Annotated in this window: 27 protein-coding genes, 3 tRNA genes and 1 pseudogene; 26 read left to right on the plus strand and 5 right to left on the minus strand. The window is 69.4% G+C overall.

Going from position 1 to position 26,645, the window contains the following annotated elements:
- Nucleotides 1-110 precede the first annotated feature (110 nt).
- The 6 genes and pseudogenes from BMY97_RS20405 to BMY97_RS20430 all read left to right on the plus strand — a co-directional run bounded on the left by BMY97_RS20405 (nucleotide 111) and on the right by BMY97_RS20430 (nucleotide 4,197).
- Nucleotides 111-2,740, plus strand: a pseudogene (locus BMY97_RS20405) (putative bifunctional diguanylate cyclase/phosphodiesterase).
- A gap of 77 nt (nucleotides 2,741-2,817) precedes the next feature.
- Nucleotides 2,818-2,890 (plus strand) — tRNA-Thr (locus BMY97_RS20410).
- 50 nt (nucleotides 2,891-2,940) lie between these two features.
- A tRNA-Met gene (locus BMY97_RS20415) sits at nucleotides 2,941-3,013 on the plus strand.
- Between the two features lie 50 nt (nucleotides 3,014-3,063).
- Nucleotides 3,064-3,228, plus strand: coding sequence for a 50S ribosomal protein L33 (gene rpmG / locus BMY97_RS20420; RefSeq protein ID WP_020668467.1), 165 nt, complete (start codon nucleotides 3,064-3,066; stop codon nucleotides 3,226-3,228).
- A 124-nt stretch (nucleotides 3,229-3,352) separates the two neighbouring features.
- Nucleotides 3,353-3,802, plus strand: a complete 450-nt coding sequence (locus tag BMY97_RS20425) for an FAS1-like dehydratase domain-containing protein (protein WP_091618453.1) — start codon at nucleotides 3,353-3,355, stop codon at nucleotides 3,800-3,802.
- Nucleotides 3,799-4,197, plus strand: coding sequence for a MaoC family dehydratase (locus tag BMY97_RS20430; protein ID WP_177231452.1), 399 nt, complete (start codon nucleotides 3,799-3,801; stop codon nucleotides 4,195-4,197). Before BMY97_RS20425 ends, BMY97_RS20430 begins: the two co-directional genes overlap by 4 nt.
- A gap of 4 nt (nucleotides 4,198-4,201) precedes the next feature.
- Here BMY97_RS20430 and BMY97_RS20435 read toward each other — a convergent pair whose 3' ends face one another.
- Both BMY97_RS20435 and BMY97_RS20440 read right to left on the minus strand, forming a co-directional pair.
- Complete coding sequence (locus BMY97_RS20435; RefSeq protein ID WP_091618454.1) at nucleotides 4,202-5,110, minus strand: SGNH/GDSL hydrolase family protein; 909 nt, start codon at nucleotides 5,108-5,110, stop codon at nucleotides 4,202-4,204.
- A gap of 73 nt (nucleotides 5,111-5,183) precedes the next feature.
- The gene (locus BMY97_RS20440; protein ID WP_218156819.1) at nucleotides 5,184-6,074 is read right to left on the minus strand and encodes a TIGR03619 family F420-dependent LLM class oxidoreductase; all 891 of its coding nucleotides are present in this window, start codon (nucleotides 6,072-6,074) and stop codon (nucleotides 5,184-5,186) included.
- 305 nt (nucleotides 6,075-6,379) lie between these two features.
- Between BMY97_RS20440 and BMY97_RS20445 the strand changes: the two genes are divergently transcribed.
- The 6 genes from BMY97_RS20445 to BMY97_RS20470 all read left to right on the plus strand — a co-directional run bounded on the left by BMY97_RS20445 (nucleotide 6,380) and on the right by BMY97_RS20470 (nucleotide 10,060).
- Nucleotides 6,380-6,452 (plus strand) — tRNA-Trp (locus BMY97_RS20445).
- A gap of 26 nt (nucleotides 6,453-6,478) precedes the next feature.
- On the plus strand, nucleotides 6,479-6,922 hold the full coding sequence (gene secE, locus BMY97_RS20450; protein WP_091618456.1) for a preprotein translocase subunit SecE: 444 nt from the start codon (nucleotides 6,479-6,481) through the stop codon (nucleotides 6,920-6,922).
- 79 nt (nucleotides 6,923-7,001) lie between these two features.
- Nucleotides 7,002-7,862 carry a transcription termination/antitermination protein NusG gene (nusG, locus tag BMY97_RS20455; RefSeq protein ID WP_091618457.1) on the plus strand — a complete coding sequence of 287 codons (861 nt, stop codon included), beginning with the start codon at nucleotides 7,002-7,004 and terminating at the stop codon, nucleotides 7,860-7,862.
- 79 nt (nucleotides 7,863-7,941) lie between these two features.
- Nucleotides 7,942-8,376 carry a 50S ribosomal protein L11 gene (gene rplK / locus BMY97_RS20460; RefSeq protein WP_091618458.1) on the plus strand — a complete coding sequence of 145 codons (435 nt, stop codon included), beginning with the start codon at nucleotides 7,942-7,944 and terminating at the stop codon, nucleotides 8,374-8,376.
- Between the two features lie 85 nt (nucleotides 8,377-8,461).
- A complete protein-coding gene (rplA, locus tag BMY97_RS20465; protein WP_091618459.1) occupies nucleotides 8,462-9,181 on the plus strand; it encodes a 50S ribosomal protein L1 in 720 nt (239 codons plus the stop codon).
- A gap of 69 nt (nucleotides 9,182-9,250) precedes the next feature.
- Nucleotides 9,251-10,060 (plus strand): alpha/beta fold hydrolase, encoded by an 810-nt coding sequence (locus tag BMY97_RS20470; protein ID WP_091618460.1) that lies wholly within the window; start codon nucleotides 9,251-9,253, stop codon nucleotides 10,058-10,060.
- On the opposite strand, the gene BMY97_RS20475 is transcribed toward BMY97_RS20470, so the two are convergent.
- On the minus strand, nucleotides 10,012-11,199 hold the full coding sequence (locus tag BMY97_RS20475) for a CaiB/BaiF CoA transferase family protein (RefSeq protein WP_091618461.1): 1,188 nt from the start codon (nucleotides 11,197-11,199) through the stop codon (nucleotides 10,012-10,014). The two genes, BMY97_RS20470 and BMY97_RS20475, sit on opposite strands and share 49 nt — an antisense overlap.
- A gap of 85 nt (nucleotides 11,200-11,284) precedes the next feature.
- Here BMY97_RS20475 and BMY97_RS20480 point away from each other — a divergent pair, with 85 nt between their 5' ends.
- A complete protein-coding gene (locus tag BMY97_RS20480) occupies nucleotides 11,285-11,995 on the plus strand; it encodes an IclR family transcriptional regulator (protein WP_091618462.1) in 711 nt (236 codons plus the stop codon).
- Here the strand turns inward: BMY97_RS20480 and BMY97_RS20485 are convergent, their stop codons facing one another.
- Nucleotides 11,996-12,832 (minus strand): hypothetical protein, encoded by an 837-nt coding sequence (locus BMY97_RS20485; protein ID WP_143086241.1) that lies wholly within the window; start codon nucleotides 12,830-12,832, stop codon nucleotides 11,996-11,998.
- A gap of 517 nt (nucleotides 12,833-13,349) precedes the next feature.
- Here BMY97_RS20485 and rplJ point away from each other — a divergent pair.
- Both rplJ and rplL read left to right on the plus strand, forming a co-directional pair.
- The gene (gene rplJ / locus BMY97_RS20490; protein WP_091618464.1) at nucleotides 13,350-13,904 is read left to right on the plus strand and encodes a 50S ribosomal protein L10; all 555 of its coding nucleotides are present in this window, start codon (nucleotides 13,350-13,352) and stop codon (nucleotides 13,902-13,904) included.
- 49 nt (nucleotides 13,905-13,953) lie between these two features.
- The gene (gene rplL / locus BMY97_RS20495; RefSeq protein ID WP_091618465.1) at nucleotides 13,954-14,340 is read left to right on the plus strand and encodes a 50S ribosomal protein L7/L12; all 387 of its coding nucleotides are present in this window, start codon (nucleotides 13,954-13,956) and stop codon (nucleotides 14,338-14,340) included.
- A gap of 141 nt (nucleotides 14,341-14,481) precedes the next feature.
- Here rplL and BMY97_RS47110 read toward each other — a convergent pair whose 3' ends face one another.
- Nucleotides 14,482-14,640, minus strand: coding sequence for a hypothetical protein (locus tag BMY97_RS47110; protein WP_177231453.1), 159 nt, complete (start codon nucleotides 14,638-14,640; stop codon nucleotides 14,482-14,484).
- 317 nt (nucleotides 14,641-14,957) lie between these two features.
- Here BMY97_RS47110 and BMY97_RS20500 point away from each other — a divergent pair, with 317 nt between their 5' ends.
- Genes BMY97_RS20500 through BMY97_RS20550 form a run of 11 tightly spaced genes read left to right on the plus strand, consistent with a single transcriptional unit; the run spans nucleotide 14,958 to nucleotide 26,553 of the window.
- A complete protein-coding gene (locus tag BMY97_RS20500) occupies nucleotides 14,958-16,196 on the plus strand; it encodes an ABC transporter ATP-binding protein (protein ID WP_091618466.1) in 1,239 nt (412 codons plus the stop codon).
- A gap of 41 nt (nucleotides 16,197-16,237) precedes the next feature.
- Nucleotides 16,238-16,990, plus strand: coding sequence for an MlaE family ABC transporter permease (locus BMY97_RS20505; RefSeq protein WP_091618621.1), 753 nt, complete (start codon nucleotides 16,238-16,240; stop codon nucleotides 16,988-16,990).
- 2 nt (nucleotides 16,991-16,992) lie between these two features.
- Nucleotides 16,993-17,829 (plus strand): MlaE family ABC transporter permease, encoded by an 837-nt coding sequence (locus tag BMY97_RS20510; protein WP_091618467.1) that lies wholly within the window; start codon nucleotides 16,993-16,995, stop codon nucleotides 17,827-17,829.
- Nucleotides 17,826-19,160 carry an MCE family protein gene (locus tag BMY97_RS20515; protein WP_091618468.1) on the plus strand — a complete coding sequence of 445 codons (1,335 nt, stop codon included), beginning with the start codon at nucleotides 17,826-17,828 and terminating at the stop codon, nucleotides 19,158-19,160. The genes BMY97_RS20510 and BMY97_RS20515 overlap by 4 nt, the downstream gene beginning before the upstream one ends.
- Nucleotides 19,157-20,188, plus strand: coding sequence for an MCE family protein (locus BMY97_RS20520; protein ID WP_091618469.1), 1,032 nt, complete (start codon nucleotides 19,157-19,159; stop codon nucleotides 20,186-20,188). Before BMY97_RS20515 ends, BMY97_RS20520 begins: the two co-directional genes overlap by 4 nt.
- Nucleotides 20,185-21,171, plus strand: coding sequence for an MCE family protein (locus BMY97_RS20525; RefSeq protein ID WP_091618623.1), 987 nt, complete (start codon nucleotides 20,185-20,187; stop codon nucleotides 21,169-21,171). Before BMY97_RS20520 ends, BMY97_RS20525 begins: the two co-directional genes overlap by 4 nt.
- Entirely contained in the window at nucleotides 21,168-22,346 is a 1,179-nt protein-coding gene (locus BMY97_RS20530) for an MCE family protein (protein WP_091618470.1), read from the plus strand. The genes BMY97_RS20525 and BMY97_RS20530 overlap by 4 nt, the downstream gene beginning before the upstream one ends.
- 2 nt (nucleotides 22,347-22,348) lie before the next feature.
- The gene (locus BMY97_RS20535) at nucleotides 22,349-23,575 is read left to right on the plus strand and encodes an MCE family protein (protein ID WP_091618471.1); all 1,227 of its coding nucleotides are present in this window, start codon (nucleotides 22,349-22,351) and stop codon (nucleotides 23,573-23,575) included.
- Nucleotides 23,575-24,837, plus strand: coding sequence for an MCE family protein (locus BMY97_RS20540; protein ID WP_091618472.1), 1,263 nt, complete (start codon nucleotides 23,575-23,577; stop codon nucleotides 24,835-24,837). The genes BMY97_RS20535 and BMY97_RS20540 overlap by 1 nt, the downstream gene beginning before the upstream one ends.
- 36 nt (nucleotides 24,838-24,873) lie before the next feature.
- Nucleotides 24,874-25,470, plus strand: a complete 597-nt coding sequence (locus BMY97_RS20545; RefSeq protein WP_091618473.1) for a hypothetical protein — start codon at nucleotides 24,874-24,876, stop codon at nucleotides 25,468-25,470.
- 24 nt (nucleotides 25,471-25,494) lie between these two features.
- A complete protein-coding gene (locus BMY97_RS20550; protein ID WP_245787404.1) occupies nucleotides 25,495-26,553 on the plus strand; it encodes a hypothetical protein in 1,059 nt (352 codons plus the stop codon).
- The last annotated feature ends 92 nt before the right edge of the window (nucleotides 26,554-26,645 follow it).

Consider the following 26,645-nt stretch of genomic DNA (forward strand, 5'->3'; position numbering starts at 1 on the left):
TGTCTCGAAAGGGACACGGGTACGCCCTACGGGGTACGGTATTGCCCTTGTCCACACCTGACGTCACTGATCGAGCGCGACCGGTTGGGCAGCCGGGAAGGAATGGTCGGATGCCGGACACGAACGCCCACCCCGATTCCACCGGGGCGAGGCAGGGCAGGGGTGGCGCCGGATCCGGGACCCTGACCGAGGCCCGGACGGACGAGCGGCGATTCCGCGTCTACACCTTCGCCGTGCTGAGCCTCGGGCTCGTCGCCGCGTTCGCGGTCAGCACGTGGCTGCCGTTCCACGGCTCGGCCAAGCTGTGGTGGATCGGCCCGGTCCTCGCGCTCGCCTTCCTGCTCGCCGAGCAGCTCGGTATCAACGTCGACGTGCGCAGCGGCATCTCGTGGACGATCTCGTTCACCGAAATTCCGCTGGTAATCGGTTTCTTCGTGGCGCCGTTCGAGGTCGTGCTGGCCGCGCACCTGGTCGCCGGCATCGGCACGCTGCTGGCCCGCAAGGTGTCCGGCCGCGTCCTCTACAACGCGGGCGCGTTCCTGCTCGAGATCACCGGCGCCTTCGCCGTGGCCGGGCTGGTGAAGCAGGCGATCGGCGGCGGCGAGGCCATGCCGTGGATCGCCGCGCTGGCCGGCACGCTGACCGCGCCGCTGGTCAGCACGCTGCTGGCGCTCGCCGCCGTGCGCGTGCTGCGCCGCCGGATGCGCGTGAGCACGGCGATCCGGCTCACCGGCCGCATCCTGGTGGTCGGCTTCGTGAACGCGTCGGTGGGCCTGTCCGGCTACCTCGTCATCTCCAGCACCCCGCAGGCCTGGCCGCTGGTGCTGGCCGTTTTCCTCGGCCTGACCGCGCTGTACTGGGCCTACTCCGACCTGCTGCGCGAGCAACGGGACATGGAGGCGCTGTCCGACGTGAGCCTGATGGTCGCGCGCTCGGGCCAGCAGGCCGCCGCGCGCCCGGCCAGCCGGGCCGACGAGCTCGTGGGCGGCGTCGACGTCCGCGAGTGGGCCACCATCGCCGAGCGGATCAAGGACCAGCTCGCCGCCGGGCGCGTGGTCCTGCGGCTGCGGCTGGAGGCGAAGGACACGATGCGCGTGGTCGTGGCCGGCGACGAGCTGCCGGTGCCGACCCGGCCGCCGACGACCCGCTGCTGCGCCTGCCCGGCGCGCACGTCCGCCACTTCCGCATCACCGAGGCGAACCCCGACGTCCGCGCCGCGCTGCTCGACCGCGGCGCGCAGGAAGCGCTCGTGGTGCCGCTGCGCACCGGGAACCAGCTGCTCGGCGTCGTCGAGGCGCACGACCGGCTCTCGCGCTGGCGGGGCTTCGGCAAGTACGACGTCCAGCTGCTCGGCACGATGGCCAGCCACCTCGCGACCTCGCTCGACAACCGCAGGCTGCTCGCCACGCTGCGCCACGACGCGTACCACGACCCGCTCACCGGGCACCTGAACCGGCCGGGCTTCCAGCAGATCGCGAAGGAGCCGCTGCGCGACTCGGCCGACGCCGTGGTGCTGCGCATCGACCTCGACGTCTTCTCCACCGTCAGCGACGCCCTCGGCTACTCGTGGGCGGACCGGATGGTGATCGCGGCCGGCCGGCGGATCCGCGACGCGCTGGGCCCGGACGTCCCGCTCGCGCGGCTGGAGGGCGCGTCGTTCGCCGCGCTGCTCGTCGGCTGCACGCAGGAGAATGCCCACGCCTCGGCCGAGCGCCTGCGCGTCCAGCTCTCCGCGCCGTACCCGGTCGACCGGCTTTCGGTCGAGGCGAACGCGATGATCGGCTACGCCGCCACGACCTCCGACGAGAACGGCGAGCAGGTCGACGTGGACGGGCTGCTGCAGCGCGCCGACGTCGCCGTCCGCGCCACCCGCGGCGGCGAGGAGGTCCGCGGCTACGCGCCGAGCATGGGCCAGATCTTCCTGCGCCGCTTCCAGCTCGTCACGCAGTTCCGGCAGTCGCTGGAGGACGGGCACGTGTCCGTGCACTACCAGCCGAAGATCTCGCTGCCGAACCGTCAGGTGCAGGGCGTCGAGGCGCTGGTGCGCTGGGTGCACCCGGAGTTCGGCCGGCTCGGGCCGGACGAGTTCGTGCCCGCCATCGAGGCGGCCGGCCTGATCGGCGTGCTGACGTCGTTCGTGCTGGAGGAGTCGCTCAAGCGCGTGCGCAAGTGGCTCGACGAGGGCCTGCGCATCTCCGCGGCGGTGAACCTGTCCGTGCGGAACCTGGCCGACGAGGACTTCCCGGCGAAGGTCCAGCGCGAGCTGGAGCGCTTCGACATCCCGCCCGAGCTGCTCACGTTCGAGCTGACCGAGTCCGGGGTGATGTCCGACCCGCAGAAGGCGCTGCCGATCCTGCGCGAGCTGCACTCGCTGGGCATCGAGCTGGCCGTGGACGACTTCGGCACGGGCTACTCGTCGCTGGCGTACCTGCGGCAGCTGCCGGTGGACCAGGTGAAGATCGACAAGAGCTTCGTGCTCGGCATGGGCACGGACCTCGGCGACCTCGCCGTGGTGCGCTCGATCGTCGAGCTGGGCCACTCACTGGGGCTGACGGTGGTCGCCGAGGGCGTCGAGGAGGACGTCGCGCGCGACCAGCTGGAGGCGATGGGCTGTGACGTGGCCCAGGGCTACCTGATCTCGCGCCCGCTGCCCGAGGACCGCCTGGAGGCCTGGCTGCAGGCCCGCACGGCGCGCTCGCCGGGCCGCCACTCCGAGACCGTCCTGACCCTCCTGACCTGAGGTTTTGCCGCAAACCGACCCCGGCTGCACGACCGGGTGAGGCGCCTTGTAATCTTTTCTAGGCTTCAACGAGGCAGGCCCCTTTAGCTCAGTCGGCAGAGCGTCTCCATGGTAAGGAGAAGGTCTACGGTTCGATTCCGTAAAGGGGCTCGTAAGCCTAAGCCGCGATACGTTACTGTGTCGCGGCTTGGGTCGTGTAGGGCGGTGTAGCTCAGTTGGCAGAGCAAGCGGCTCATAATCGCTGTGTCGCCGGTTCAAGTCCGGCCACCGCTACGCGGTAACACTGGGGCTGTTGTCCCCGGACCTAGAGAGAAGGAAACGCTGTGGCTGCCACCGACGTGCGACCCAAGATCACGCTGGCGTGCGAGGAGTGCAAGCACCGCAACTACATCACCAAGAAGAACCGGCGCAACGACCCGGATCGCCTGGAGATGAAGAAGTTCTGCCCGAACTGCGGTACGCACCGGACTCACAAAGAGACCCGCTGACGCGAGCGCGGTTCTTTCCAGCTTGAAGAAGCCGTCCCGGGTGTCCCGGGGCGGCTTCTTGCCGTCCGGCAACGCGTGCCGCGCACCCCGGCGTTCCGCGGCGCCCGTCGGATAACCTCACCGGGTGCCTTTGGACCAGTCGTTCGCCGGGCGGAGCTATCCGCCGACCAGCAAGTACGCAGTGAGCCGGGAGAAGATCCGGGAGTTCGCCGACGCGATCGGCGACGAGAGCGCGTTCTACCGCGACCCGGAGACGGCCCGCGCGGCCGGCCACCCGGACGTGCTCGCGCCCCCGACGTTCATCACCATCCTCAACCTGCCGAAGATCAACGGGATCGTGAACGACCCCGAGCTCGGCCTCGACTACTCGCGCATGGTCCACGGCGACCAGCGGTTCAGCTACGAGCGCCCGGTGCACGCGGGCGACGTGCTGGAGATCGCGGCGCGCATCGACTCGATCATGTCCCGCGCGGGCAACGACTTCATCAACCTGCGCTCGGAGATCACCGACGCGGACGGCAAGCTCGTCTGCGTCACCCAGGCCCAGCTCGTGGTCCGCGGGGAGGACGCGTGAACGTCGGAGACGAACTGCCGCCGCTGGAGGTCCGCGTCACGCGGGACCAGCTCGTCCGGTACGCGGGCGCCTCGCTGGACTTCAACCCGATCCACTGGAACCAGCGCTTCGCCACCGAGGTCGGGCTCCCGGACGTGATCGCGCACGGCATGCTCACCATGGCCCTGGCCGGCCGCGTGGCCACGGACTGGCTCGGCGACCCGGGCCGGCTGGTGGACTTCAGCGCCCGCTTCACCCGCCCCGTCGTCGTCCCGGACGACGACGAGGGCGCCCTGGTCGAGCTGAGCGGCAAGGTCGGCGCGATCTCCGAGGACGGCATCGCGCGCCTCGACCTGGTGGTCAAGTTCGACGGGAAGACGGTGCTGGGCAAGCCGCAGGTGCTCGTCCGCGCCTGACTCGTCAGTTCGAGCCGACCAGTGACTCGACGACGTCGGCCATGCCCGCTTCACCTCGCGCGTTGGGGTGGAGCGGGGCGGCCGGCGAGAGCGGGATGAGGCCTTCGATCCAGCGCGTGTCCGAGCCGGTGCAGACGTCGTGGCCCTTGCTCGGGGCGGCGGTGTCGGCATACCCCGCTTCGTGGGACTTCGCCTGGCCCTTGAGCATGTCGTTCATCTTGCCCAGCTCGTCGCGCAGGTACGCGACGTCGCCGGAGCCCAGCGGGACCGCGGGCCAGCAGCCGTCGCCGTCCGGGAGCACCGTGGGGTAGCCGACGACGATCACCCGCGCCTTCGGGGCCTTCTGGTGGATCCGGTCGAGCACCGCGCCGACCTTGTCCGCGGTGGCCGTGATCCGGTCGGCGAGCTGGTCGTGGCCGCCGGCGGTGAGCTTGTCATGGCACGGCTCGCCGTCGCGGTGCGAGGTCACGCAGCTCGGCGCGAGGGCGATGAAACCGATGTCGTTGCCGCCGATGCCGAGGGTGACCAGCGTGGTCGACGACGTCACGGCGTCCAGCTGCGGCGGGTTCGTGCCGTTGTGCGTGCTCTGCGAGCCGGCCATGTCCGACGTCTTCGCGCCGCTGCAGCTGACGTCCACGAACTCCGCCGGCTTCACCTTCGCGGCCACGAGGTGCGGGTAGTTGTTGTCCGAGCGGCTGCAGCCGGCCGGGCTGCCCGCCTGCTTCCCGGTCCGCGGCGCCGAGGTGTAGGAGTCGCCGAGCGCGACGTACCGCCCGGTGCCGCCGCCGGTGCCGGCGCCCGACGGCGGCGCGGTCGAGGAGTCGTGCTTGGACTTGTAGTAGCCGTACCCGAGCAGCCCGGCCACGATCACCAGCGCCAGCAGCCCGCATCCGCCGTTCTTTTTCCCCGCCACTCGTTCGTTTCTACTGGATCCGGTCCCGGGTTACGACCAGTATCCGGGTGATCACCGCGCCTCGCTGCCGGTGTCAGACGGCGGCGTACAGCTCCTCGGCCAGCTCCAGCGCGTGCGCCACGTTGTCGGCGACGTAGTGCAGGTCCACGAACGCCTCGGTGTACCCCTCGTCCGCGACCTGCTTGAGCCGGCCGGCGATGTCGGCCACCGTCATGCCCGCGCGCGGGTTGGCGCGCAGGACGCGGCGCAGCGACGCCGGGTCGCGCCCGGCCTCGGTGGCGGCCGCCGAGATCGTCGACCACATCCCGCGCAGGTGCTCCACGGGCGCCAGGGTCGGGAGCCAGCCGTCGGCCGCCTGGCCGACGCGGCGCAGCGCCCGCTCCGACATGCCGCCCACCATGATCGGCGGATGCGGCCGCTGAGCGGGACGCAGCCCGATCCGCGACTGGGGGATCTGCCAGTGCTCGCCTTCGTGCCCGGCCGGGTCGGCGGTCCAGAGCGTGCGCAGGACGTCGATCAGCTCGTCGAGGCGAGCGCCACGGCCGGCCCACGGGACGCCGGTGACGGTGTACTCGTCGCGCAGCCAGCCCAGGCCGAGGCCGACGTCGAGGCGGCCGCCGGAGAGCAGGTCGAGCGACGTGAGCGAGCGCGCCAGCAGGACGGGTGAGTAGACCGGTGCGACGAGCGTGCTCGTGCCGAGGCGCGCGGTGCTCGTGGCGCCCGCGGCGGCCGTGAGCGTGACGATCGGGTCGATGAACGTGACGAGCTCCGGCGGGTAGGGCTGCTCGGCCGTCCCGCCGCCCGGGTAGTAGTCCGACGGGTCGACCGGGGTGAGTACCCGGTCACCGGTCCACAGCGAGGAGTAGCCGATCCGCTCGGCCGCGGCCGCGAATCCGGCGATGGCGGCGGGGTCGGCGAGCTTGCCGTACTGCGGCAGGGCGAGTCCGAGTCGTAACGCGGTCACCGGGCCTCCTTGAAGGTGGCTTTCCTTGCGGGGAAGGGAGATTCGGTCGCCGCTCGCGGTTCGCCGCCCGCCGCGGGGCAGTTCGGCGATTAATCGCGAAACGGGGCACGCCGTCATCCTGGCACGGCCGCCCCGAGGGTGCCGCGCTCGGCGGTGGACGGGGCGGACTGCTCTGAAGGGGCGCGGTTGCGAGACTCCATACGGCTTGCCGTAGACTTCTGAACTCGGAACGCACTACGGTCAGCCCCGCTGGATGGTGGGGATGATGGAATGCGTCCTCCGGAGCCCGGGCAACCGGGTTCCACAGGGGTGTAGCTCAATTGGCAGAGCAGCGGTCTCCAAAACCGCAGGTTGCAGGTTCAAGTCCTGTCACCCCTGCGTACGGGTACTGGTGAAGCGGAGGAGTGGTCGTGAGCGACAGCGACGCCAGCGGCGAGCACGAGCAGGACGAGTCGGGCAAGCAGCCCGGGATCGAGTCCCGCCCGGTCAGCGCCGCGGCTCGGCGTGAGCGCCGCGCTTCCGCCCGCCCGTCCGGCAAGTCCGAGGCGCGTCCGGAGAGCAAGAACCGGCCGGCGGGCAAGGCGGGCGACAAGGTCGCGAAGCCCGCCGACGCCAAGGGCGCGCCGACCCCGAAGCGGGACCAGAAGGCCAAGAAGCCTTCGGTCTTCGCCCGGATCATGCGCTTCATCCGCGAGGTCTGGGCGGAGCTGCGCAAGGTCATCTGGCCCAACCGCAAGCAGATGGTCACCTACACCGCGGTCGTGCTGGTGTTCGTGGTGTTCATGGTGGCCCTGGTGAGCGGCCTCGACCTGGGCTTCAAGCAGGTCATCGGGCTGGTCTTCGGCTGACGCCGAAAGTGCGCGCCACCGTGCGCCGCGCGGGCCGGCCTGCCCGGACCCGGCAAGTGATCAACTGAGAGGACGGAACGTGACCTCCGACAACGGCACAGGAGCCGGTCGCGACCTGACCGAGCTTTCCGACGAGCAGGTGCACGCGGCCCTCGGCGACGAGGAGTCCGCCCACCTCGAGCCCGTCGAGGTGCCCGACGCCGACGAGGTCGACGGAACCGCCGACGAAGACACCGCGGCCGACGACACGACGGACGAGACCACCGAGGCCGATGCCGAGGTCGTCGAGGCAGAGGTGGCCGAGCCGGCCGCCGAGGCCGACGACCCCGTGGCCGCGCTGCGCGCCGAGCTGATGGCCGCGCCGGGCGAGTGGTACGTGGTGCACTCCTACGCCGGGTACGAGAACAAGGTGAAGACCAACCTCGAGACCCGGACCACGACGCTGGACGTCGAGGACTTCATCTTCCAGATCGAGGTGCCGACCGAAGAGGTCACCGAGATCAAGAACGGCCAGCGCAAGCAGGTGCAGCGCAAGGTGCTGCCCGGCTACATCCTGGTCCGGATGGACCTGAACGACCAGTCGTGGAGCGCGGTGCGCAACACGCCGGGCGTCACCGGGTTCGTCGGCGCCACCTCGCGCCCGTCGCCGCTCACCGTGGACGAGGTGCTCAAGTTCCTCGCGCCGCAGGTCGAGAAGGAAGCCCCGGCCAAGGCCGGCAAGGGCGACTCCTCGTCGGCTTCCGCCCCGCTCGGCGGCGGCACCGTGGAGGTCGACTTCGAGGTCGGCGAGTCGGTCACCGTCATGGACGGCCCGTTCGCGACGCTGCCCGCGACGATCTCCGAGGTCAATGTCGACGGGCAGAAGCTGAAGGTCCTGGTGTCGATCTTCGGCCGGGAGACCCCGGTCGAGCTGTCGTTCACCCAGGTCTCCAAGATCTGACGGCCGGGAATACGGCCGGCAGTCCCCGCGTACTGGCAGGTGTGCGGGGGACTCAAGTCAGTTAGAAGGACACAAGGTAATGCCACCCAAGAAGAAGAAGCTTGCGGCGATCATCAAGCTGCAGATCAAGGCCGGTGCGGCCAACCCCGCGCCGCCGGTCGGCCCCGCGCTGGGCCAGCACGGCGTCAACATCATGGAGTTCTGCAAGCAGTACAACGCCGCGACCGAGTCGCAGCGTGGGGACGTCGTCCCGGTTGAGATCTCCGTGTACGAGGACCGGTCGTTCGACTTCAAGCTGAAGACGCCGCCGGCCGCCAAGCTGCTGCTCAAGGCCGCGGGCGTCGACAAGGGCTCGGCCGAGCCCCACAAGACGAAGGTCGCCAAGGTCACCTGGGATCAGGTTCGCCAGATCGCCAAGACCAAGGAGACCGACCTCAACGCCCAGGACATCGACCAGGCCGCGAAGATCATCGCCGGTACTGCTCGCTCGATGGGCATCACGGTCACGGACTGACGTTCGGCTTGTAGCAACACAGTGGGAGAGCCAGTGCTGGCTCGACACCACACTGATCCGATTTCTTTCAGGTAAGGACAGAAGCATGACCAAGCACAGCAAGGCCTACCGCCAGGCTGCCGAGCTGATCGACAAGGCGCGCCTGTACGCGCCGCTCGAGGCCGCGAAGCTGGCGAAGGAGACCTCCAAGACCAAGATGGACGCGACCGTCGAGGTCGCGATGCGTCTCGGTGTGGACCCCCGCAAGGCCGACCAGATGGTCCGCGGCACCGTGAACCTGCCGCACGGCACCGGTAAGACCGCCCGCGTCATCGTCTTCGCCGTCGGCGACAAGGCCGCCGAGGCCGAGGCCGCCGGCGCGGACGCGGTCGGCACCGATGAGCTGATCGAGCGCATCCAGGGTGGCTGGCTCGACTTCGACGCCGCGATCGCGACGCCGGACCAGATGGCCAAGGTGGGCCGCATCGCCCGCATTCTCGGCCCGCGTGGCCTGATGCCGAACCCGAAGACCGGCACTGTGACCCCCGCGGTCGCGAAGGCCGTCTCGGACATCAAGGGCGGTAAGATCAACTTCCGCGTCGACAAGCAGGCCAACCTGCACCTGGTGATCGGCAAGGCGTCGTTCGACACCGAGAAGCTGGTGGAGAACTACGCGGCCGCGCTGGACGAGATCCTGCGCGCCAAGCCGTCCTCGGCCAAGGGTCGTTACGTCAAGAAGATCACCTTCACCACCACGATGGGCCCGGGCATCCCGGTCGACCCGGCGCGGACCCGCAACCTCCTCTCCGAGGAAGCCGGCGTCTGAGTCGGACATCACGGATGAGGGCGGCCACGCAGTGTGCGTGGCCGCCCTTTTTTCGTGTCTGATGGAGCCATGCCGACCTTCACGTCGTTCGACGGGCTCCAGCTGAGCTACACGGTGTGGGAAGGCGACGGCCGGCACCGGCGCCCGGTGCTGCTCCAGCACGGCTTCGCCGCGGACGCCCAGGCCAACTGGGTCGGCCCCGGTGTCGTCGAGGCGTTGCTGGACTCGGGTTTCACCGTGGTGGCCCTCGACGCCCGCGGCCACGGCGGGTCCGACAAGCCGCACGACGAGTCCCGCTACGGCGAGGAGACGATGGCCCGTGACGTCTCTGCCCTGCTCGACGAGCTGGGCTACGACGAGGTGTCGCTGGCCGGCTATTCGCTGGGCGCGATCGTCGCGCTGACCGTGGCGGCGAACGACAAACGCGTCCGCTGCCTGGCCACGGGCGGCGTCGGCTCCGGGGTGGTGGACTTCGGCGGCGTCGACGTGCGGGTGGTCTCGCCTGAGCAGGTCGCGGCCGGTTTGCTGGCGAAGGACCGCGCGGACGTGCCGGCGGCGGTCCTGCCGTTCCGGCGGCTGGTCCGGCGGACCGGCGGTGACGTCGAGGCGCTGGCCGCTGTGCTGCGCGCTTCCCAGCAGCAGACGCGGATCGACCTGACCGCGATCACCGTCCCGACGCTGGTGCTGGCGGGGGAGTCCGATCAGCTGGCGGCCGAGCCCGAGCGGCTCGCGGCGGCCATCGCGGGCGCCCGGCTGGTGCGCGTGCCGGGTGACCACATGACCGCCGTGGCCGACCCGGCGTTCGTGGCCGCGCTGGCCGGCTTCTTCGCCTACTCCGACACCGGCGACACCAGGCTGGCGATTTCCTCACCCGCGTAACCGAGTTCGGCCAGCACCTCGGCGGTGTGCTCGCCCTGCGCGGGGGTGTGCCGCCGGACCGAGGCGGGGGTGTCCGAAAGGATCATCGGCGGCCCCACCTGGCGGTAGGTGCCCTCGGTGGGGTGCTCGACCAGCGAGACCAGGCCGCTGCCGGTGTAGTACGGGTCAGTCTCGACGTCCTCGAGCTCCAGCACCGGCGCGAACGGGATGGACAGCCCGGCGCAGATCTCCTGCCACTGCGCGGTGGTCTTCTCGACCGAGACGCGGCCGATCTCGTCGTACAGCTCGCCGTAGTGCTTCGCGCGGCTGGCGGGATCGCCGAAGCGCGGGTCTTCGGCCAGGTCCTCGCGACCGGCGGCGAGGAAGAAGTCGTGGATGTTCTTTTCGGTGTAGGGCAAAATGCACGCCCAGCCGTCGGCCGTCTTGACCGCCTGGTGCCCCTCGGTCATCGAGCGGTTGAAGCCCATCGGGCCCACGGCGGGCTCGAAGGTGTGGCCCGCGAGGTGCTCGACCAGGTTGAACGCCAGCATCGTGTCGGCCATCGGCACCTCGACCCGCTGGCCGCGGCCGGTGGTGCGCTGGTGGACCACGGCGGCGAGCACGGAGTAGACGATGGTGAGCGCGCACAGCTTGTCGGCCAGAATCGTTGGTGCGTAGGTGGGTTTGCCGGTGGCGCGGCGCATCAGGTCGGCCATGCCGGAGGAGGCCTGCACGATCTCGTCGTAGGCGGCCAGCCCGGCGCGGTCGGAGTCGGTGCGGAAGCCCTGGGCGTTGCAGTAGGTCAGCCGGGGGTTCTCGCTCGCCAGCTGCTCGTAACCGAGGCCGAGGCGCTGCAGCGCGCCGGGGCGCATGTTGGTGACCAGCACGTCGGCGGACTTCACCAGCCGCAGGAACGCCTCGTGCCCCGCCGCCGACTTGAGGTCGAGCTGGACGCTGCGCTTGTTGCGGTTGACGTTGAGCGCGAGCGCGCCCATGCCGTCGTGCCGCTGCGGGTGCGTGCGCCGGGTGCTGTCACCGGCCGGCGACTCGACCTTGACCACGTCGGCCCCGAGGTCGCCCATGATCTGGGTGGCGTAGGGGCCCATGACCACCGACGACAGGTCGATCACCCGGATGCCGTGCAGGGCGCCTTGGTCCACTGTGCTCTTCCTCCTTGGTCGGATTTCCTACCCATAAACTTAGGCAACCTAAGTAATCTACGCAATGTGATACGTTGGTATCTATATGGGTAATTCTCGGCAGCACCATCGCACCGTCGACCGGGTGGCGTCGATCCTGGAAGCGGTGGCGAACAGTGCTTCGGGGCTGACCTTGACGCAGCTCGCGGCGCGGCTGGACGCGCCGGTGTCGTCCGTGCAGAAGCTGGTGAACGGCCTGGCGGCGGTCGGCTACCTCGACGAGCAAGACCGCCGTTTCGTGCTGGGCCCGGCGCCGCACGTGCTGACCGTGCGCTCGGGGCGGGTGCCGGTGCGGTCGATCCCGCACGCGTCGCTGGCCGCGCTGGCTTCGGCGTCGGGCTGCGCCGCTTTGCTCGCCGTGCAGGTGGGCGACAGCGCGGTGTACGTCGATTGGGCCGGCACGGACGAGCCGTTCGACTACGCGCTTTCGCGCTCCCTCCGCTCGGCCCTGCCGCACACGGCGTCGGGCCGCGTCTTGCTCGCGTCGCTCCCCGAGGCCTCACGCCGCGCCGTCGTGGCGCACGAATTCGGCGCCGACACCCGCGCGGCCGTCGACCTGCTCGCCACCCTGTCCACGCTCCGCACGGAGGGCTACGCCCTGGTCGACTCGGGCCACGTCCTGGAGACGATGGCGGCGGTCGCCGTCCCGGTCATCGAGTCGGACCGGGTGGTGGCGGCGCTGGCTTTGTCGGCCCCGTCGCAGCTCGTAACGCAGCGGTTGCCGGAACTGGTGGGGCTGCTCAGGAATCGCGGCTGATCAGCCGGTGGTCGTGGGCGGCGCCGTGCAGGTCGACGGGCCCTTGGAGTGGCCGACGATCAGCCACTGGCCCTTCTCGACCTGCTTCACGGTGAAGTCGCCCAGCGCCGGGCCGCCGGTGATGGTGAAGTCGCACGAGTTGACCGGCACCGTGTCGCCGGGCGGCCAGCCGGAGTGCTTGTCGATCGACTCGGCGTATTCGTCGACGGAGCCAGGGCTCTTGTCCATCTTGTCGTGGATGCCGGGCACGGCCGCGGCGCAGCTCGGGTAGCCGAGGTCGGCGGCGAACTGCTGCTGGCCGGTCTGGTCGAAGAGGCCGCAGACGTGGTCGACCATGCTTCGCTGGCCAGGCCCGTGCTGGGCGATTCCGTCGTACACCCGCCGCACCGATTCGTACGGCGAGGCCGTCGTGAGGATCTGGTTCGTGTGGTAGGTCCCGCCGCCTTCGGCTGCGATCTGGGCCGAGGACTTGCCCTCGTCGCTCGGGAAGAAGTGGCGGTAGGCCCAGGTGGCGGCGATCGCGATGAGCAGGATGACGATGAGCCAGCCCAGCACCTTGCCGCCGAGGCGCTTCAGCCAGCGGGGGGCTCCGCGGCGCGGGCGGCGGGGTTCTTCGTAGGGGGCCAACGCTCCCGGCGGGCCGGGTGGGACGGGCGGCTGCCAGCCCGGCTGCGTCGCCGGCTGCTGTGCGCCCACGGAGACCAGTCCGGCATCGGGTGCCCGGGCGGGCTGATTGCCCTGCTGGGACTGGGTGAACCGCAGATAGTCCTGGAACTGCTGGAATTGCTGGAACTGGCGCAGCTGCTCGGGATCGAGCTCGGCCGGGGGCTGCGGCACCGCAGGCGGTTGCGCGCCAGGCTGCGCCACGGCCGGGATCTGTGGCGGATTCTGTTGCGGCGCAGGCGTTTGCGCGGCCGGGCCGGGCGCTGAACCCGGCGACGGCGTCACCCCCTGCGTGCCGTCGGCAGGGGTGGGGCCCGGGTCGGGTTCGCCGGTCCGCTCGCTGTGATCACGCTGCTCCGCCACGTCACCATGATGCCCGCTCGGAGGTGAATTCTCCGAGTGCGGGTCTCTTGTCGCTGGTCAGGAGGGGGTGGTGGGAAGACTCGGGAAAGCGTGTCGTATGCTTGTCCACGGTTCTACCGAAGACCGCTGGTTTTCCGAGCGCCCCATGGCGTGAAGAACGAAGGTCCTGCCACCAAAACGTGCAGGCGGCCCGCGCAGGAGGAACGAGGCTCGCCCGCGACTGTGTCGTGTGCCATCGAACGCCCCGCGCCTGTCTGCGCCGGGGCGTTTTGTCGTTTCGATGGGGCTCTCGTGCCAGTGGAAACACTAGCCAAGAGAGGAGGCGACCATGGCGAAGCCCGACAAGGTGGCGGCCGTCGCCGAGATCGCGGAGAGCTTCCGCAGCAGCTCGGCCACCGTCGTTACCCAGTACACCGGCCTCTCCGTGTCCCAGCTGTCCCAGCTGCGCCGCGCTCTCGGCACCAGTGCCAAGTACCGGGTCGCGAAGAACACCCTCGTCGAGCGTGCCGCCAAGGACGCCGGCGTCGAGGGGCTCGAGGACCTGTTCGTGGGCGCGACCGCGATCGCCTTCATCGAGGGTGAGCCGGTCGACGCCGCGAAGGCCCTTCGCGACTTCGCGAAGGAAAACAACGCGCTTGTCATCAAGGGCGGCTACATGGACGGCAAGCCGCTGTCCGTGGACGAGATCACCAAGATCGCCGATCTCGACAGCCGTGAGGTCCTGCTCTCCAAGGCAGCGGGCGCGTTCAAGGCGAAGCTTTCCCAGGCCGCTGCGCTGTTCCAGGCGCCGGCGTCCCAGGTCGCCCGCCTGGCTGCCGCGCTGGAGGAGAAGCAGCGCAACGCCACCGGTACCGAAGCAGCCGAAGCACCCGCCGAGAGCTGAACACCCCCACCCCGAACGTTCCCGTTCGTTTTTTTGAGAGGAAGCCATCATGGCGAAGCTGAGCACCGCCGAGCTGATCGACGCCTTCAAGGAGCTCACCCTTCTTGAGCTGTCCGAGTTCGTGAAGGAGTTCGAGGACACCTTCGACGTCACCGCCGCCGCCCCGGCCGCCGTCATGGCCGCCGCCCCGGGTGCCGCTGCCCCGGCCGCCGCCGAGGAGCAGGACGAGTTCGACGTCGTCCTCGAGGGCGCCGGCGACAAGAAGATCCAGGTCATCAAGGTCGTCCGCGAGGTCGTCTCGGGCCTGGGCCTGAAGGAGGCCAAGGAGCTGGTCGAGGCCGCTCCCAAGGCGCTCCTGGAGAAGGTCGACAAGGAGGCCGCCGAGGCCGCCAAGGAGAAGCTCGAGGCCGCGGGCGCCAAGATCTCCATCAAGTGATCACGGGCGCGTGAGCGCCTGCTGCACCACCTCGTGAAGGGGCGGGCATCCCGAGTGGATGCCCGCCCCTTCCGTTTTGCGTCACTCCGCGTTGCGTAACAGACAGCGCACGCGAGCTCCAGCGGCACCTACTGCCTGCCGTCACCGGAGGGCCGTTGCTTGAAGACTTCCGCTGAGGAAGGCCAGAACCAGCTCCACGTGCAGCGCATCCTCATCGAGGTACTGGCTCAGCAGGTCGCCACGCGCCGTTATCTCCTCGGGCTCACGGCCATCGCCGTGCGGGCGATGGAGGTCAGCCATGTCACGTCCAGTAGCGAATCGATCTGTTCCGCTTACTCCTGTTAGTCCGAACGAGTGCGAATCGTTGCGCCGCCTGGCTCTGCATCCCGGAGTGACGTGCACTACCGTGCTGCCAGCGGTCACCCGAACTCTGCTCTACCGGGTGAGGTGCCCACAGGCCTGGCCAGGAAAGAAAACTGGTGAGTAACCTATGCGCATTCAGCTCGTTGCACCTGGTTGACGCGGGGATCGCGGCGCGCATTCGGCGCGGGCTCCGCTGCCGGCCGGTGGCGCGGGGCGGCAGTGCGCGACGACGCGGAACAGCTCCTGGAGGTGCGATGGGTGCCGAGGTGGTCATCGAAGGTCTCACGAAGTCCTTCGGCAGGCAGGCCATCTGGCGGGACGTCACGCTGACCCTGCCGCCCGGCGAGGTGTCCGCGATGCTCGGCCCGTCGGGAACCGGCAAGTCCGTGTTCCTGAAGTCGATGATCGGACTGCTCAAGCCCGACCGCGGGCGCTGCGTGATCAACGGCGTCGACATCGTCACGTGCTCCGAGCACAAGCTGTACGAGATCCGGAAGCTCTTCGGCGTGCTGTTCCAGGACGGCGCGCTGTTCGGCTCCATGAACCTCTACGACAACGTCGCCTTCCCGCTGCGGGAGCACACCAAGAAGTCCGAGACCGAGATCCGCCGCATCGTCAGCGAGAAGCTGGAGATGACCGGCCTCGCCGGCGCGGACAAGAAGCTCCCCGGCGAGATCTCCGGCGGTATGCGCAAGCGCGCCGGCCTCGCCCGCGCCCTGGTGCTCGACCCGCAGATCATCCTGGTCGACGAGCCGGACTCCGGTCTCGACCCGGTGCGCACCGCGTACATCTCGCAGCTGCTGATCGACCTGAACACGCAGATCGACGCGACGATCCTGATCGTCACCCACAACATCAACCTGGCCCGCACCGTGCCGGACAACCTGGGCATGCTGTTCCGCAAGGAGCTGGTCATGTTCGGCCCGCGCGAGGTGCTGCTGACCAGCGACGAGCCCGTGGTCGAGCAGTTCCTCAACGGCCGCAAGCGCGGTCCCATCGGCATGTCCGAGGAGAAGGACTCCGCGACGATGGAGCGCGAGGAGGCCGAGGCCGCGGCCGGGCACTCCGACGGTTCCCCGGACGAGGACGTCCGCGGCGTCGTCGCGCAGATGCAGCCCAGCCCCGGCCTGCCGGAGCGCGTGGGCGCCCGCCGCCGGATGGACCGCGTGATGCGGATCCTGCACACCCTCCCGGCCGCCGCGCAGGAAGGGATCATCGAGTCCCTTTCGCCGGAAGAGCAGCGGCATTACAACGTGCGCCCGAGCCACGGCGCGCCCGTCGCGGCGCCCGCCCGGCACGGCCTCGCGGACACCCAGCAGATCCCGCGGGTCACCGGCCCCGTGCCCAGCCAGCACCAGGGCGAGCTGCCCGCCGACCAGGTCGCCCGGATCCCGGGCGGCTGGAGCGGCAACCCCGGCAATCCCGGCAACACGGGTGAAGCCCCGAGACCGGGCTCCGGCTACCCGCCCAGGAACGGGCCAGGTGGCGCGTGAGCTCCGACGCGACGCAGGCGAAGAAGATCCCGGGCTACGGCATGCTCCGCGAGACCGGGAACCTGTTCGCCCTCGGCCTCGACATCATCCGGGGCCTGTTCCAGCGCCCGTTCCAGCTGCGGGAGTTCATCCAGCAGTCGTGGTTCATCGCGAGCGTGACGATCCTGCCGACGGCACTCGTCGCGATCCCGTTCGGCGCGGTCATCTCGCTGCAGTTCGGCTCGCTCGCGCGTCAGCTCGGCGCGCAGTCCTACACCGGCGCGGGCTCGGTGCTCGCCACCGTGCAGCAGGCCAGCCCGCTGGTCACCGCGCTGCTGGTGGCCGGCGCGGGCGGCAGCGCGGTCTGCGCCGACATCGGCGCCCGGACCATCCGCGAGGAGATCGACGCGATGGAGGTGCTGGGCGTCTCCGCGGTCCAGCGCCTGATCGTGCCCCGCGCGCTGGCCATGATGCTGATCGCGTTGCTGCTCAACGGCATGGTCAGCGTCATCGGCGTGCTCGGCGGCTACTTCTTCAACGTCATCCTCCAGGGCGGCACCCCGGGTGCGTACCTGGCGAGCTTCTCCGCGCTGGCGCAGCTGCCCGACCTCTGGGTCGGTGAGATCAAAGCGCTGATCTTCGGGTTCATCGCCGCGGTGGTGGCCGCCTACCGGGGCCTGCACCCGAGCGGCGGCCCGAAGGGCGTCGGCGACGCCGTGAACCAGTCCGTCGTCATCACCTTCCTGCTGCTGTTCGTCGTGAACTTCGTGATCACGCTGATCTACCTGCAGATCGTGCCCGGAAAGCTGGACTAGCCATGACGTTCATCGCGGGGGCCAAGCGGTTCGCGAACCGCCCGCTCCAGACCCTGGACACGCTCGGCGACCAGATGTCGTTCTACGGCCGGGCGCTGCTCTGGACGCCGCGGACGCTGCGTCGCTACATGAAGGAAGTGCTGCGCCTGCTGGCCGAGGTCAGCTTCGGCTCCGGCTCGCTCGCCGTCATCGGCGGCACGGTCGGCGTGATGGTCGGCCTGACGCTGTTCACCGGCGTCCTGGTCGGCCTGCAGGGCTACTCGGCCCTGAACTCGATCGGCACCTCGGCGTTCACCGGCTTCCTGACCGCGTTCTTCAACACCCGCGAGATCGCGCCGCTGGTCGCCGGGCTCGCCTTGAGCGCGACGGTCGGCGCCGGGTTCACCGCGCAGCTCGGCGCGATGCGGATCTCCGAGGAGATCGACGCGCTCGAGGTGATGGGCGTGCCGAGCCTGCCGTACCTGGTGACCACGCGGATCATCGCCGGCTTCGTCGCCGTGATCCCGCTGTACATCATCGGCCTGCTCAGCTCGTATCTCGCCTCGCGGCTGGTCGTTATCTACATCTACAACCAGTCCGCCGGCACCTACGACCATTACTTCGACCTCTTCCTACCTCCACAGGACGTGTTGTACTCGTTCATCAAGGTGCTGATCTTCAGCGTCTTGATCATTCTTTCGCACTGCTACTTCGGCTACCGGGCCTCCGGCGGGCCGGCCGGGGTCGGCGTGGCGGTCGGCAAGGCGGTGCGCCTGAGCATCGTCACGGTTTCGATCGTGAACTTCTTCATCGGTTTCGCTATCTGGGGGACCGACGTCACGGTGAGGATTGCGGGATGATCGCACTACGGCGCAGGCTGCTCGGCCTGCTGCTCGTGGCCCTGCTGGTGGGGGGCATCGCGCTGAGCATCGCCCTGTACAACAAGTCGTTCACCAGCTTCGTCACCGTGAAGCTCGAGGCCGACAGCATCGGCAACCAGCTGCTCAAGCAGTCGGACGTGAAGGTGCGCGGGCTGATCGTCGGCTCCGTCGACGACATCACGGTGACCAACGACGGCGCCGAGCTGACCCTGCGGCTCGACCCGGCGTCGGCGAAGCTGATCCCGCAGAACGTGTCCGCGCGGTTCCTGCCGAAGACGCTGTTCGGCGAGCGGTACGTCTCGCTGGAGATCCCGAAGGACCCGTCCACGCAGACGCTGGCCACCGGCGACGTGATCCCGCAGGACCGCACGTCCAGCGCGATCGACCTGGAGCAGGCGTTCGAGCACCTGCTGCCGGTGCTGCAGGCCGTGCAGCCGCAGAAGCTTTCGAGCACGCTCACCGCGATCTCGACCGCGCTGCAGGGCCGCGGCAAGCCCCTCGGCGACACGCTTTCCCAGCTGGGCGACTACATCGGCCAGCTGAACCCGCACGAGCCACAGCTGCAGCACGACCTCAAGGCGCTCGCGCAGTTCTCCGGGAACCTGAGCAACTCCGCGCCGGACCTGGTGCAGAGCCTCGACAACCTGAGCACGACCACCCGCACCGTGGTGGACGAGCAGCAGAACCTGTCGAGCCTCTACGGCAGCCTGACCACGGCCTCGCAGGACCTGCAGACGTTCCTGGACAACAACGAGCAGAACATCATCAGCCTGGCGAGCACCGCGCGCCCGACTGCCGAGCTGCTGGCCAAGTACGCGCCCGAGTACCCGTGCGTGATCGGCCAGATGGCGAAGATGGTGCCGGTGATCGACAAGGCGCTGGGCAAGGGCACCGGCCAGCCCGGCCTGCACGCGACCATCGAGGTGGTGGTCAACCGCGGGCCGTACAAGGCGGGCCAGGACGAACCGCGGTTCGACGACAAGCGCGGCCCCCGCTGTTACGACCTGAACCCGGCGCCGAACCCGTTCCCGCAGGATCCGCCGGACGGCGCGTTCAAGGACGGCACCACCCACACGACCGCGCCCAAGACGGTCGGCGAGGGCCTGAACCCGGCCAACTTCAAGGCCGACGTGGCCAACAGCCTCGGCGGCGGCGCGGCGGGCGGCAACCCGGCCTACTCGACCGGTGAGAACGAGTTCCTGTCGCAGCTGGTCGGGCCGCAGGTCGGCATGCCGGCGAGTGACTTCCCGGGCTGGGGCGCACTGCTCGTCGGCCCGCTCTACCGAGGCGCGGAGGTGACGGTCAAGTGAGGGGCCTGCTCGCGCCGCTGATCAAGCTGCTGGTCTTCGTGGTGGTCACCGTGCTGTTCACCACGGTCCTCGGCATCAGCATCGCGAACATCAACACCACCAGCACCAACGAGTACTCGGCGCGGTTCACCGACGCGACGCTGCTGCTGCCCAACGACGACGTCCGCATCGCCGGCGTCCGCGTGGGGCAGGTCAAGGACGTCAAGATCGTGGACAAGCGCCAGGCGCAGGTGGACTTCGAGGTGGACACCGGGCTCAAGCTGCCGGCCGGCGTCACCGCGCAGATCAAGTTCCGCAACCTGGTCGGCCAGCGTTACGTCTCGCTCGGCGAGGGCGGCAACACCGGCGGCGCGATGCTCCAGCCCGGCGGCACCATCCCGCTGGAGCGGACCACGCCGGCGCTGGACCTCACCGAGCTGTTCAACGGGTTCAAGCCGCTGTTCACGGCGCTGAACCCGGACGACGTCAACAAGCTCTCCTACGAGGTCATCCAGGTCCTGCAGGGCGAGGGCGGCACCGTGGAGAGCCTGCTGTCGCACACCGCTTCGCTGACCACCGCGATCGCCGACAAGGACCAGGTCATCGGCGAGGTCATCGACAACCTCAACTCGGTGCTCGACACGGTGAACGCGCACACGCCGCAGCTGTCCGACCTGATCGTGAAGCTGCAGCAGCTGGTGTCCGGCCTGGCCGCCGACCGCAAGCCGATCGGCGACGCGATCGCGGGCCTCGGCAACCTGGCCACCACGACCGCCGGCCTGCTCGGCGACGCCAGGGCGCCGCTGAAGGACGACATCAGCGCGCTCGGCACGCTCACCAGCCGGCTCGACCAGAACCAGCCGGACCTAGAGCACTTCATCCAGTTCCTGCCGCAGAAGGTCAGCGCGCTGACCCGCACCGCGGACTACGGCTCGTGGTTCAACTTCTACGCGTGCGAGATGAAGGGGAGCGTTGCCCTGCCTCCGCTGATCAACCAGCCGATCGACGTCCCGCTCCTGCCCTCGAACCGCGAGAGGTGCAGCGGATGAAGTCGTTCCAGAAACGCAATCCCGTGCCGATCGCGCTGGTCGGCCTCGCGGTGCTCGTGCTCGGCTTCATCGCCGCGCTGAACTCCGACAGCCTCCCGATCATCGGCGGCGGCACCACCTACAGCGCCGAGTTCTCCGAGGCCGCCGGACTGGCCACGGACAACGACGTGCGGGTGGCCGGCGTCAAGGTCGGCAAGGTGTCCGCGATCAAGATCGACGGCGCGAGCGTCAAGGTGTCGTTCAAGGTCAAGGACGCCTGGCTCGGCGACAAGACCACGGCGGCGATCAAGATCAAGACGCTGCTCGGCCAGAAGTACCTGTCGCTGGACCCGCAGGGCGTGGGCACGCTGAACCCGGACCAGGCGATCCCCCGGGACCGCACGATGTCGCCGTTCGACGTGCTCGACGCCTTCCGCGGCCTGTCCCAGACGGTCGACAACATCAACACCGACCAGCTCGCGCAGAGTTTCGACGCCATCACCCAGACCTTCGCCAACACCCCGGCGGACGTGAAGGGCGCGCTCTCGGGCCTGTCGAAGCTGTCGGACACCATCGCGAAACGCGACTCGCAGCTGTCGAACCTGCTCGCCAACACCCGTGAGGTGTCCCAGACGCTGGTCGACCGCGACGCCGAGGTGACCAAGCTGATCACCGACGGAAACCAGCTGCTGGACGAGGTGTCGAAGCGCGAGCAGGCGATCAGCGCCCTGCTCGACGGCTCGCGCCAGCTGGCCACGCAGCTGCAGGGCCTGGTCGACGACAACGACAAGCAGCTGGACCCGGTGCTCACGAACCTCGACCAGCTGACCTCGATGCTGCAGCGCAACCAGGACTCGCTGGCCCAGGGCATCGCGAAGTTCGCCCCGTTCATCCGGGTGTTCACCAACACCATCGGCACCGGGCACTGGTTCGACAACTACATCTGCGGTCTGGTGCTGCCCTCGGTCGGCCCGCTCAACCAAGAGGGGTGTTACTCGAAATGACCGACACCCGCTTCGGCCAGTCCCTCACCCGCGGCTTCACCATCGCGATCGTGCTCGCGCTGGTGGTCGCCGGTGGCCTCTGGTGGACGCTCAAGGACGCCGGGCGCACCCACCTGACCGCGTACTTCTCCGGCGCCGTCGGCCTGTACGAGGGCAACAGCGTCCGGATGCTCGGCGTGGACATGGGCACCGTCACCAAGATCCAGCCGATGGGCAACCAGGTCCGCGTCGACTTCGAGTACGACCGCTCGATCCCGGTGCCCGCCGACGCGAAGGCGCTGATCGTGGCGCCGTCGCTGGTCAGCGACCGCTACGTGCAGCTGGCCCCGGCCTACACCGGCGGCCCGCAGATCTCCGACGGCGCCGTGATCCCGTTGAGCCGCACCGAAGTGCCGCTGGAGGTCGACCAGCTCGCCGCCAGCCTCGCGAAGGTGAGCGAGACGCTCGGCCCGAACGGCGCCAACAAGAACGGTTCGCTCTCGGACCTGCTGAACACCGCGGCGAAGAACCTCGACGGCAACGGCCAGGCCCTGCACGACACGATCACCAAGCTGGGCCAGGCGTCGGGCACGTTGGCGGGCAACAAGGACGACCTGTTCCAGACCGTCCAGAACCTCGGCCAGTTCTCCCAAACGCTGGTGAACAGCGACGGCCAGGTGCGCCAGTTCGAGAGCCAGCTGGCCGACGTCAGCGGCTATCTGGCGGGGGAGAAGGACAATCTCGCCGCCACGGTGCAGCAGCTGGGCACCACGCTGACTTCGGTGCAGAGCTTCATCGAGCAGAACCGCGGCCGGCTGAAGTCCAATGTGGACAAGCTGGCCAGCGTCACCAAGGTGCTGGTCGACCAGCGCAGCGCGCTCGCCGAGATCCTCGACGTCGCGCCCGTGGGCCTGTCGAACCTGGTGAACGTCTACAACGGCTCGTCCGGCACGCTCGACGCCCGGCCGAACCTCAACGAGCTGACCGCGCCGCCGCTGGTGATGGTCTGCAACCTGCTCAAGCAGACCGACGCGACCAAGGCCCTGCTCGGCAGCGCGTGCGACGGTGTCGCCGGCGTGGTCAACGGGCTGGTGCCGCTGCCGTCGACGGCGCAGGTGCTGCAGTCGCTGCAGAACGGCAAACTGCCGCCACTCCCGCTCCCGCTCGCGGGCCAGGTCTACGGGACGGGGAGCTGATCGTGAAGCGACTCACGAAGTTCGCCGGCGCCGGGGTGGTCACCACGGTGTCCGCGCTGGTGCTGAGCGGCTGCGGGTTCAGCGGCATCTACGACGTGCCGCTGCCCGGCGGCGCCGACCTCGGCAGCCACCCGTACACGGTGAAGGTGCAGTTCCAGGACGTGCTCGACCTCGTGCCGCAGGCCGGGGTGAAGGTGAACGAGGTGCCGGTGGGGCGCGTCGAGTCGATCGGGCTCACGCCGGACCACTGGCACGCCGAGGTGACCCTCCAGGTCAACGGCGACGTGAAGCTCCCGGCCAACACGCTGGCGAACGTGAAGCAGTCGAGCCTGCTCGGCGAGAAGTACGTGGAGCTGTCCTCGCCCGGCGGGACCGAGGCGCAGGGGAAGCTGGCGGACAACGCCACCATCCCGCTCGCCCGCACCGGCCGTGACGTCGAGGTGGAAGAGGTGCTCGGCGCGCTGTCGCTGCTGCTCAACGGCGGTGGTGTCGCCCAGCTGAACACCATCACCAAGGAGCTGAACAACGCGACGGCCGGCAAGGAGCCGGACATCAAGGCGCTGCTGGACAACGCCAACGAGCTGGTGACCAACCTCGACCAGCAGTCGTCGAACATCACGCGCGCGCTCGACGGGCTGAACCGGCTTTCGATGACGCTGAAGGACCAGAAGGACAAGCTGGTCGGCGCCGTCGACAACCTCGGCCCCGGCCTCGGCGTGCTGGAGCAGCAGCGCGGCCAGCTCGTGACGATGCTGAACGCGCTGAACAACCTCTCCGGCGTCGCGACCGACACGGTGAACAAGAGCAAGGCGGACCTCGTGGCCGACCTCAAGGCCCTCACCCCGACGCTGCAGAAACTCGGCGAGGCGGGCAACGACCTGCCGAAGGCGCTGCAGATCCTGCTGACGTTCCCGTTCAGCGACCAGGCCTACAACGACGTGAAGGGCGACTACTTCAACCTCTTCGCGAAGGTCGACCTGAACCTGAAGGACATCATCGACAACCTCGGCAGCAGCCGGCAGAACGGGCTCTCCGGGATCCTGCCGGTGCCCGGCCTGACCGGCGGGGTCAGCGGCACGCCGGGCAACCAGGCGCCGCCGTTGCCGATCCCGGGCCAGACCGGTTCGGGCTCGCAGCCGAACGCTTCCGGCGGACAGGGCGGCGGGCAGCCGCAGCAGCAGAGCGGTCTCGCGGGCCTGTTCGGCCTGCTTTCGGGAGGAGCGGGCTGATGCTGCTGCGCAAGACGAAGGTCCAGCTGGTGGCGTTCGCGATCATCTCGATCGTGGCGCTGGTGTACGCGCTGATCCGGTTCGCCGGGCTCGGCACGGTGTTCGGCGGCAGCGGCTACACGGTGAAACTCGAGCTCAACACCTCGGGCGGCATCTTCACCAACGCCGAGGTGACCTACCGCGGCTTCAACATCGGGCGCGTCGGGCCGCTGCGGCTGACCCAGACCGGGCTCGAGGCGGACCTGAACATCGACCCGTCGGCGCCGCAGGTGCCCTCGAACCTCGCCGTGGTGGTCGCGAACCGGTCCGCGGTCGGCGAGCAGTACGTCGACCTGCAGCCGAAGGTGGACAGCGGCCCGTACCTGGCGGCGGGCTCGGTGATCCCGGCGGCGAAGACGTCCACGCCGGTGAGCACCGACCAGCTGCTCTCGGACCTCGACACGCTCGCCGCTTCGGTGCCGACGAACTCGCTGCGCACCGTCGTCGACGAGTCCTACGACGCGTTCCGCGGCACCGGCGGCGACCTGCAGACGTTGCTGGACACCGCGCGCAGCTTCACCACCACCGCGCAGCAGTACCTGCCGCAGACCGTCAACCTGCTGGACGCCGGCGGCCAGGTGCTGGACACGCAGAACCACGAGGCCGCCAACTTCGCCGACTTCTCGAAGAGCCTCAACGAGCTGACCGGCACGCTGAAGAGCTCGGACCCGCAGCTGCGCAAGCTGATCGGCATCACGCCGCAGGTGGCGAACCAGATCACCCAGGTGATCACGGAGACCGGGCCCGGGCTGGGCGCGCTGGTGGCGAACCTGCTGACCACCGCGAACCTCACCGTGACCCGCCTCGACGGCATCGAGCAGGGCCTGGTGACCTACCCGGCGCTGGCGGCCGCGGGGCCCAGCGTCGCGCCGGGCGACGGCACCGCGCACCTCGGGCTGGTGCTCAACCTGTTCAACCCGCCCTCGTGCACCAAGGGTTATCTGCCGTACAGCCAGTACCGCACCGGGGCGGACCTCGCGGCGCGGCCGGCGGACGACAACGCCTACTGCGCCGAGCCGAAGGGCAGCCCGATCAACGTCCGCGGCTCCCAGAACGCGCCGTACAACGGCGTTCCGGTCGCGCCGTCGCAGCAGGACGTGAACAACAACGCCGGGCGGCCCGCGCAGGAGCTGCAGGACCAGCGCGACGCGCAGGTGCCGGGCGTAGCCGGGAGCCCGGGTGTCTCGTTGAACAGCCTGGGAGCGCTGCTCGGGCTCGGCTGACATGGATTTGATGACCGTTACCTACTCTGGAGCGTTATGAGCACGAACCCAGCCACCACCGAGGAAGCCGAGGAAGAGGTGACCCCCTCGGTCGCTGCCCCGTCCCATCGGGCGCTGCCGGGGTCGCCGCGTATCTGGCTGTACGGCGCCGGCGCCTTCGCGCTCGCCGCGCTGGTGGTGGCGGTCGTGTTCGGCATCATGTGGTTGTCGGCGTCCTCGGGCGACAACGCCGCGCTGGCGAAGTCGCGTGACGACGTGGTCGAGCAGGGCACCAAGGCGGTGAAGGCCTACACCGAGGTCGACTACACCCACCTCGACGACTACTTCGCCAACCAGAAGGCCGTGTCGAACGCCGACATGGCCAAGCAGATCGACGCGGCCCGCCCCAACTACTCGAAGGCGCTGACCGACCAGAAGGTGAAGGTCAGCACCACCGTCCAGGACATCGCCGTCGAGGAACTCGACGACCACGAGGGCAAGGCGAGCTTCCTGGCCGCGATCACCACGATGAACAGCGCGGGCGGGCAGACCGCTTCGAAGGCCATCCGCCTCGAGGTCTCGATGGTCCGCGTCGGAAGCGACTGGAAGCTGTCCGGCATCGACAACGTCCCCCTCGTCGCCGCCGGCCAGTAGCTCCACCCAGAACGGAGTCCCGTAGTGCCCCCCTCTCGCCGCCAGCCGCCCCGCAGCAGCACCCCGCCGGCCCGCCGGCCGAAGGTGGCCGGGCTGCGCAAGCCGCCGAACGCGGACCCGGCACCAGAGCCCGTCGAGCCGGCGCCTTCGGTTTCGCCGGCGCCTTCGAAGCCCCGGCCGCGTCCGGTGCCGCGGCCCGGCCCGCTGACCAGCTCGGTCCCGTCGGCGGCCGAAACCACGCAGGAGATCCGGCTTCCCGGCGGCATCAGCCGGGCGAAGCCGGTCACCGAGGCTGAGTCCGTCGAGGCTGAAGCCCCGGCCGAGGTCGACGCGCTCACCGGCGAGGAGGTCAAGGAGGACTCGTCTGACGCCGCCGACGCTGATGCTCCGGCCCGGCCTCGCCGCAAGCGCCGCGACGAGGGCACGTCGAAGCCCGTCGACCTGGACGAGGCGGAGGCCGAGGCTCCTGGCTACGCGTACGCCCGCGTCCCGGCGCCGCATCCGGACCGCCGGATCGGCCAGACGCTGACCATCGGCCTGGTGATCGTCGGCCTGGTGCTCGCGGGCTTGGCGGTGTTCTTCAAGCTGCAGTACGACACCGCCGAGGGCGCCACGAGCAACACCGCGCTGCTGGACGTGGCGAAGACCGCGCAGGTCAAGGACCAGGTCTCGCAGGCGACCGAGTCCCTGTTCTCCTACGACTTCAACAACATCAAGAAGACCGAGGACGCCGCCAACAACCTGCTGGCGAACAACGACGTCAAGGCGAAGTACAACTCGCTGATGGGCGAGGTGAAGCGCCTGGCGCCGCAGCAGAAGATGGTGGTGACCTGCAAGGTCACCCGCAGCGCCGTGATCATGCTCGACGGCGACCGCGCGCGCGTCATGGTGTTCGTCGACCAGACCTCCACCCGCGCCGACACCAAGCAGACCACCGCCGGCAGCGCCCAACTCCACGTCGACGCCCAGCTCCAGGGCAACACGTGGAAGATCACGGACCTGGACACGTACAAGGCCCCCCCGGCGCCTTCCGGCCAGGCTCCGGCTTCGTCGGCTCCGGCCTCGCCGCCGCCTTCGAAGTAGGTCTTCTTCGCTGATGCCCCGCCCTGGGATTTTCCGGCGGGGCATCAGTCGTAAGAGCGCGATGCCGTCTTTGCGGGCCAGCCAGAGCACGT

The sequence above is a fragment of the Amycolatopsis saalfeldensis genome, assembly GCF_900110575.1.
GTDB classification, from domain to species: domain Bacteria; phylum Actinomycetota; class Actinomycetes; order Mycobacteriales; family Pseudonocardiaceae; genus Amycolatopsis; species Amycolatopsis saalfeldensis.

What these genes read in the sequence shown, in the direction of transcription:
- rplK (WP_091618458.1), top strand. Translation starts at nt 7,942, where the DNA reads ATGCCACCCAAGAAGAAGAAGCTTGCGGCGATCATCAAGCTGCAGATC.
- rplA (WP_091618459.1), top strand. Translation starts at nt 8,462, where the DNA reads ATGACCAAGCACAGCAAGGCCTACCGCCAGGCTGCCGAGCTGATCGAC.
- BMY97_RS20470 (WP_091618460.1), top strand. Translation starts at nt 9,251, where the DNA reads ATGCCGACCTTCACGTCGTTCGACGGGCTCCAGCTGAGCTACACGGTG.
- BMY97_RS20480 (WP_091618462.1), top strand. Translation starts at nt 11,285, where the DNA reads ATGGGTAATTCTCGGCAGCACCATCGCACCGTCGACCGGGTGGCGTCG.
- rplJ (WP_091618464.1), top strand. Translation starts at nt 13,350, where the DNA reads ATGGCGAAGCCCGACAAGGTGGCGGCCGTCGCCGAGATCGCGGAGAGC.
- rplL (WP_091618465.1), top strand. Translation starts at nt 13,954, where the DNA reads ATGGCGAAGCTGAGCACCGCCGAGCTGATCGACGCCTTCAAGGAGCTC.
- BMY97_RS47110 (WP_177231453.1), bottom strand. Translation starts at nt 14,640, where the DNA reads ATGGCTGACCTCCATCGCCCGCACGGCGATGGCCGTGAGCCCGAGGAG.
- BMY97_RS20500 (WP_091618466.1), top strand. Translation starts at nt 14,958, where the DNA reads ATGGGTGCCGAGGTGGTCATCGAAGGTCTCACGAAGTCCTTCGGCAGG.
- BMY97_RS20505 (WP_091618621.1), top strand. Translation starts at nt 16,238, where the DNA reads ATGCTCCGCGAGACCGGGAACCTGTTCGCCCTCGGCCTCGACATCATC.
- BMY97_RS20510 (WP_091618467.1), top strand. Translation starts at nt 16,993, where the DNA reads ATGACGTTCATCGCGGGGGCCAAGCGGTTCGCGAACCGCCCGCTCCAG.
- BMY97_RS20515 (WP_091618468.1), top strand. Translation starts at nt 17,826, where the DNA reads ATGATCGCACTACGGCGCAGGCTGCTCGGCCTGCTGCTCGTGGCCCTG.
- BMY97_RS20525 (WP_091618623.1), top strand. Translation starts at nt 20,185, where the DNA reads ATGAAGTCGTTCCAGAAACGCAATCCCGTGCCGATCGCGCTGGTCGGC.
- BMY97_RS20530 (WP_091618470.1), top strand. Translation starts at nt 21,168, where the DNA reads ATGACCGACACCCGCTTCGGCCAGTCCCTCACCCGCGGCTTCACCATC.
- BMY97_RS20540 (WP_091618472.1), top strand. Translation starts at nt 23,575, where the DNA reads ATGCTGCTGCGCAAGACGAAGGTCCAGCTGGTGGCGTTCGCGATCATC.
- BMY97_RS20545 (WP_091618473.1), top strand. Translation starts at nt 24,874, where the DNA reads ATGAGCACGAACCCAGCCACCACCGAGGAAGCCGAGGAAGAGGTGACC.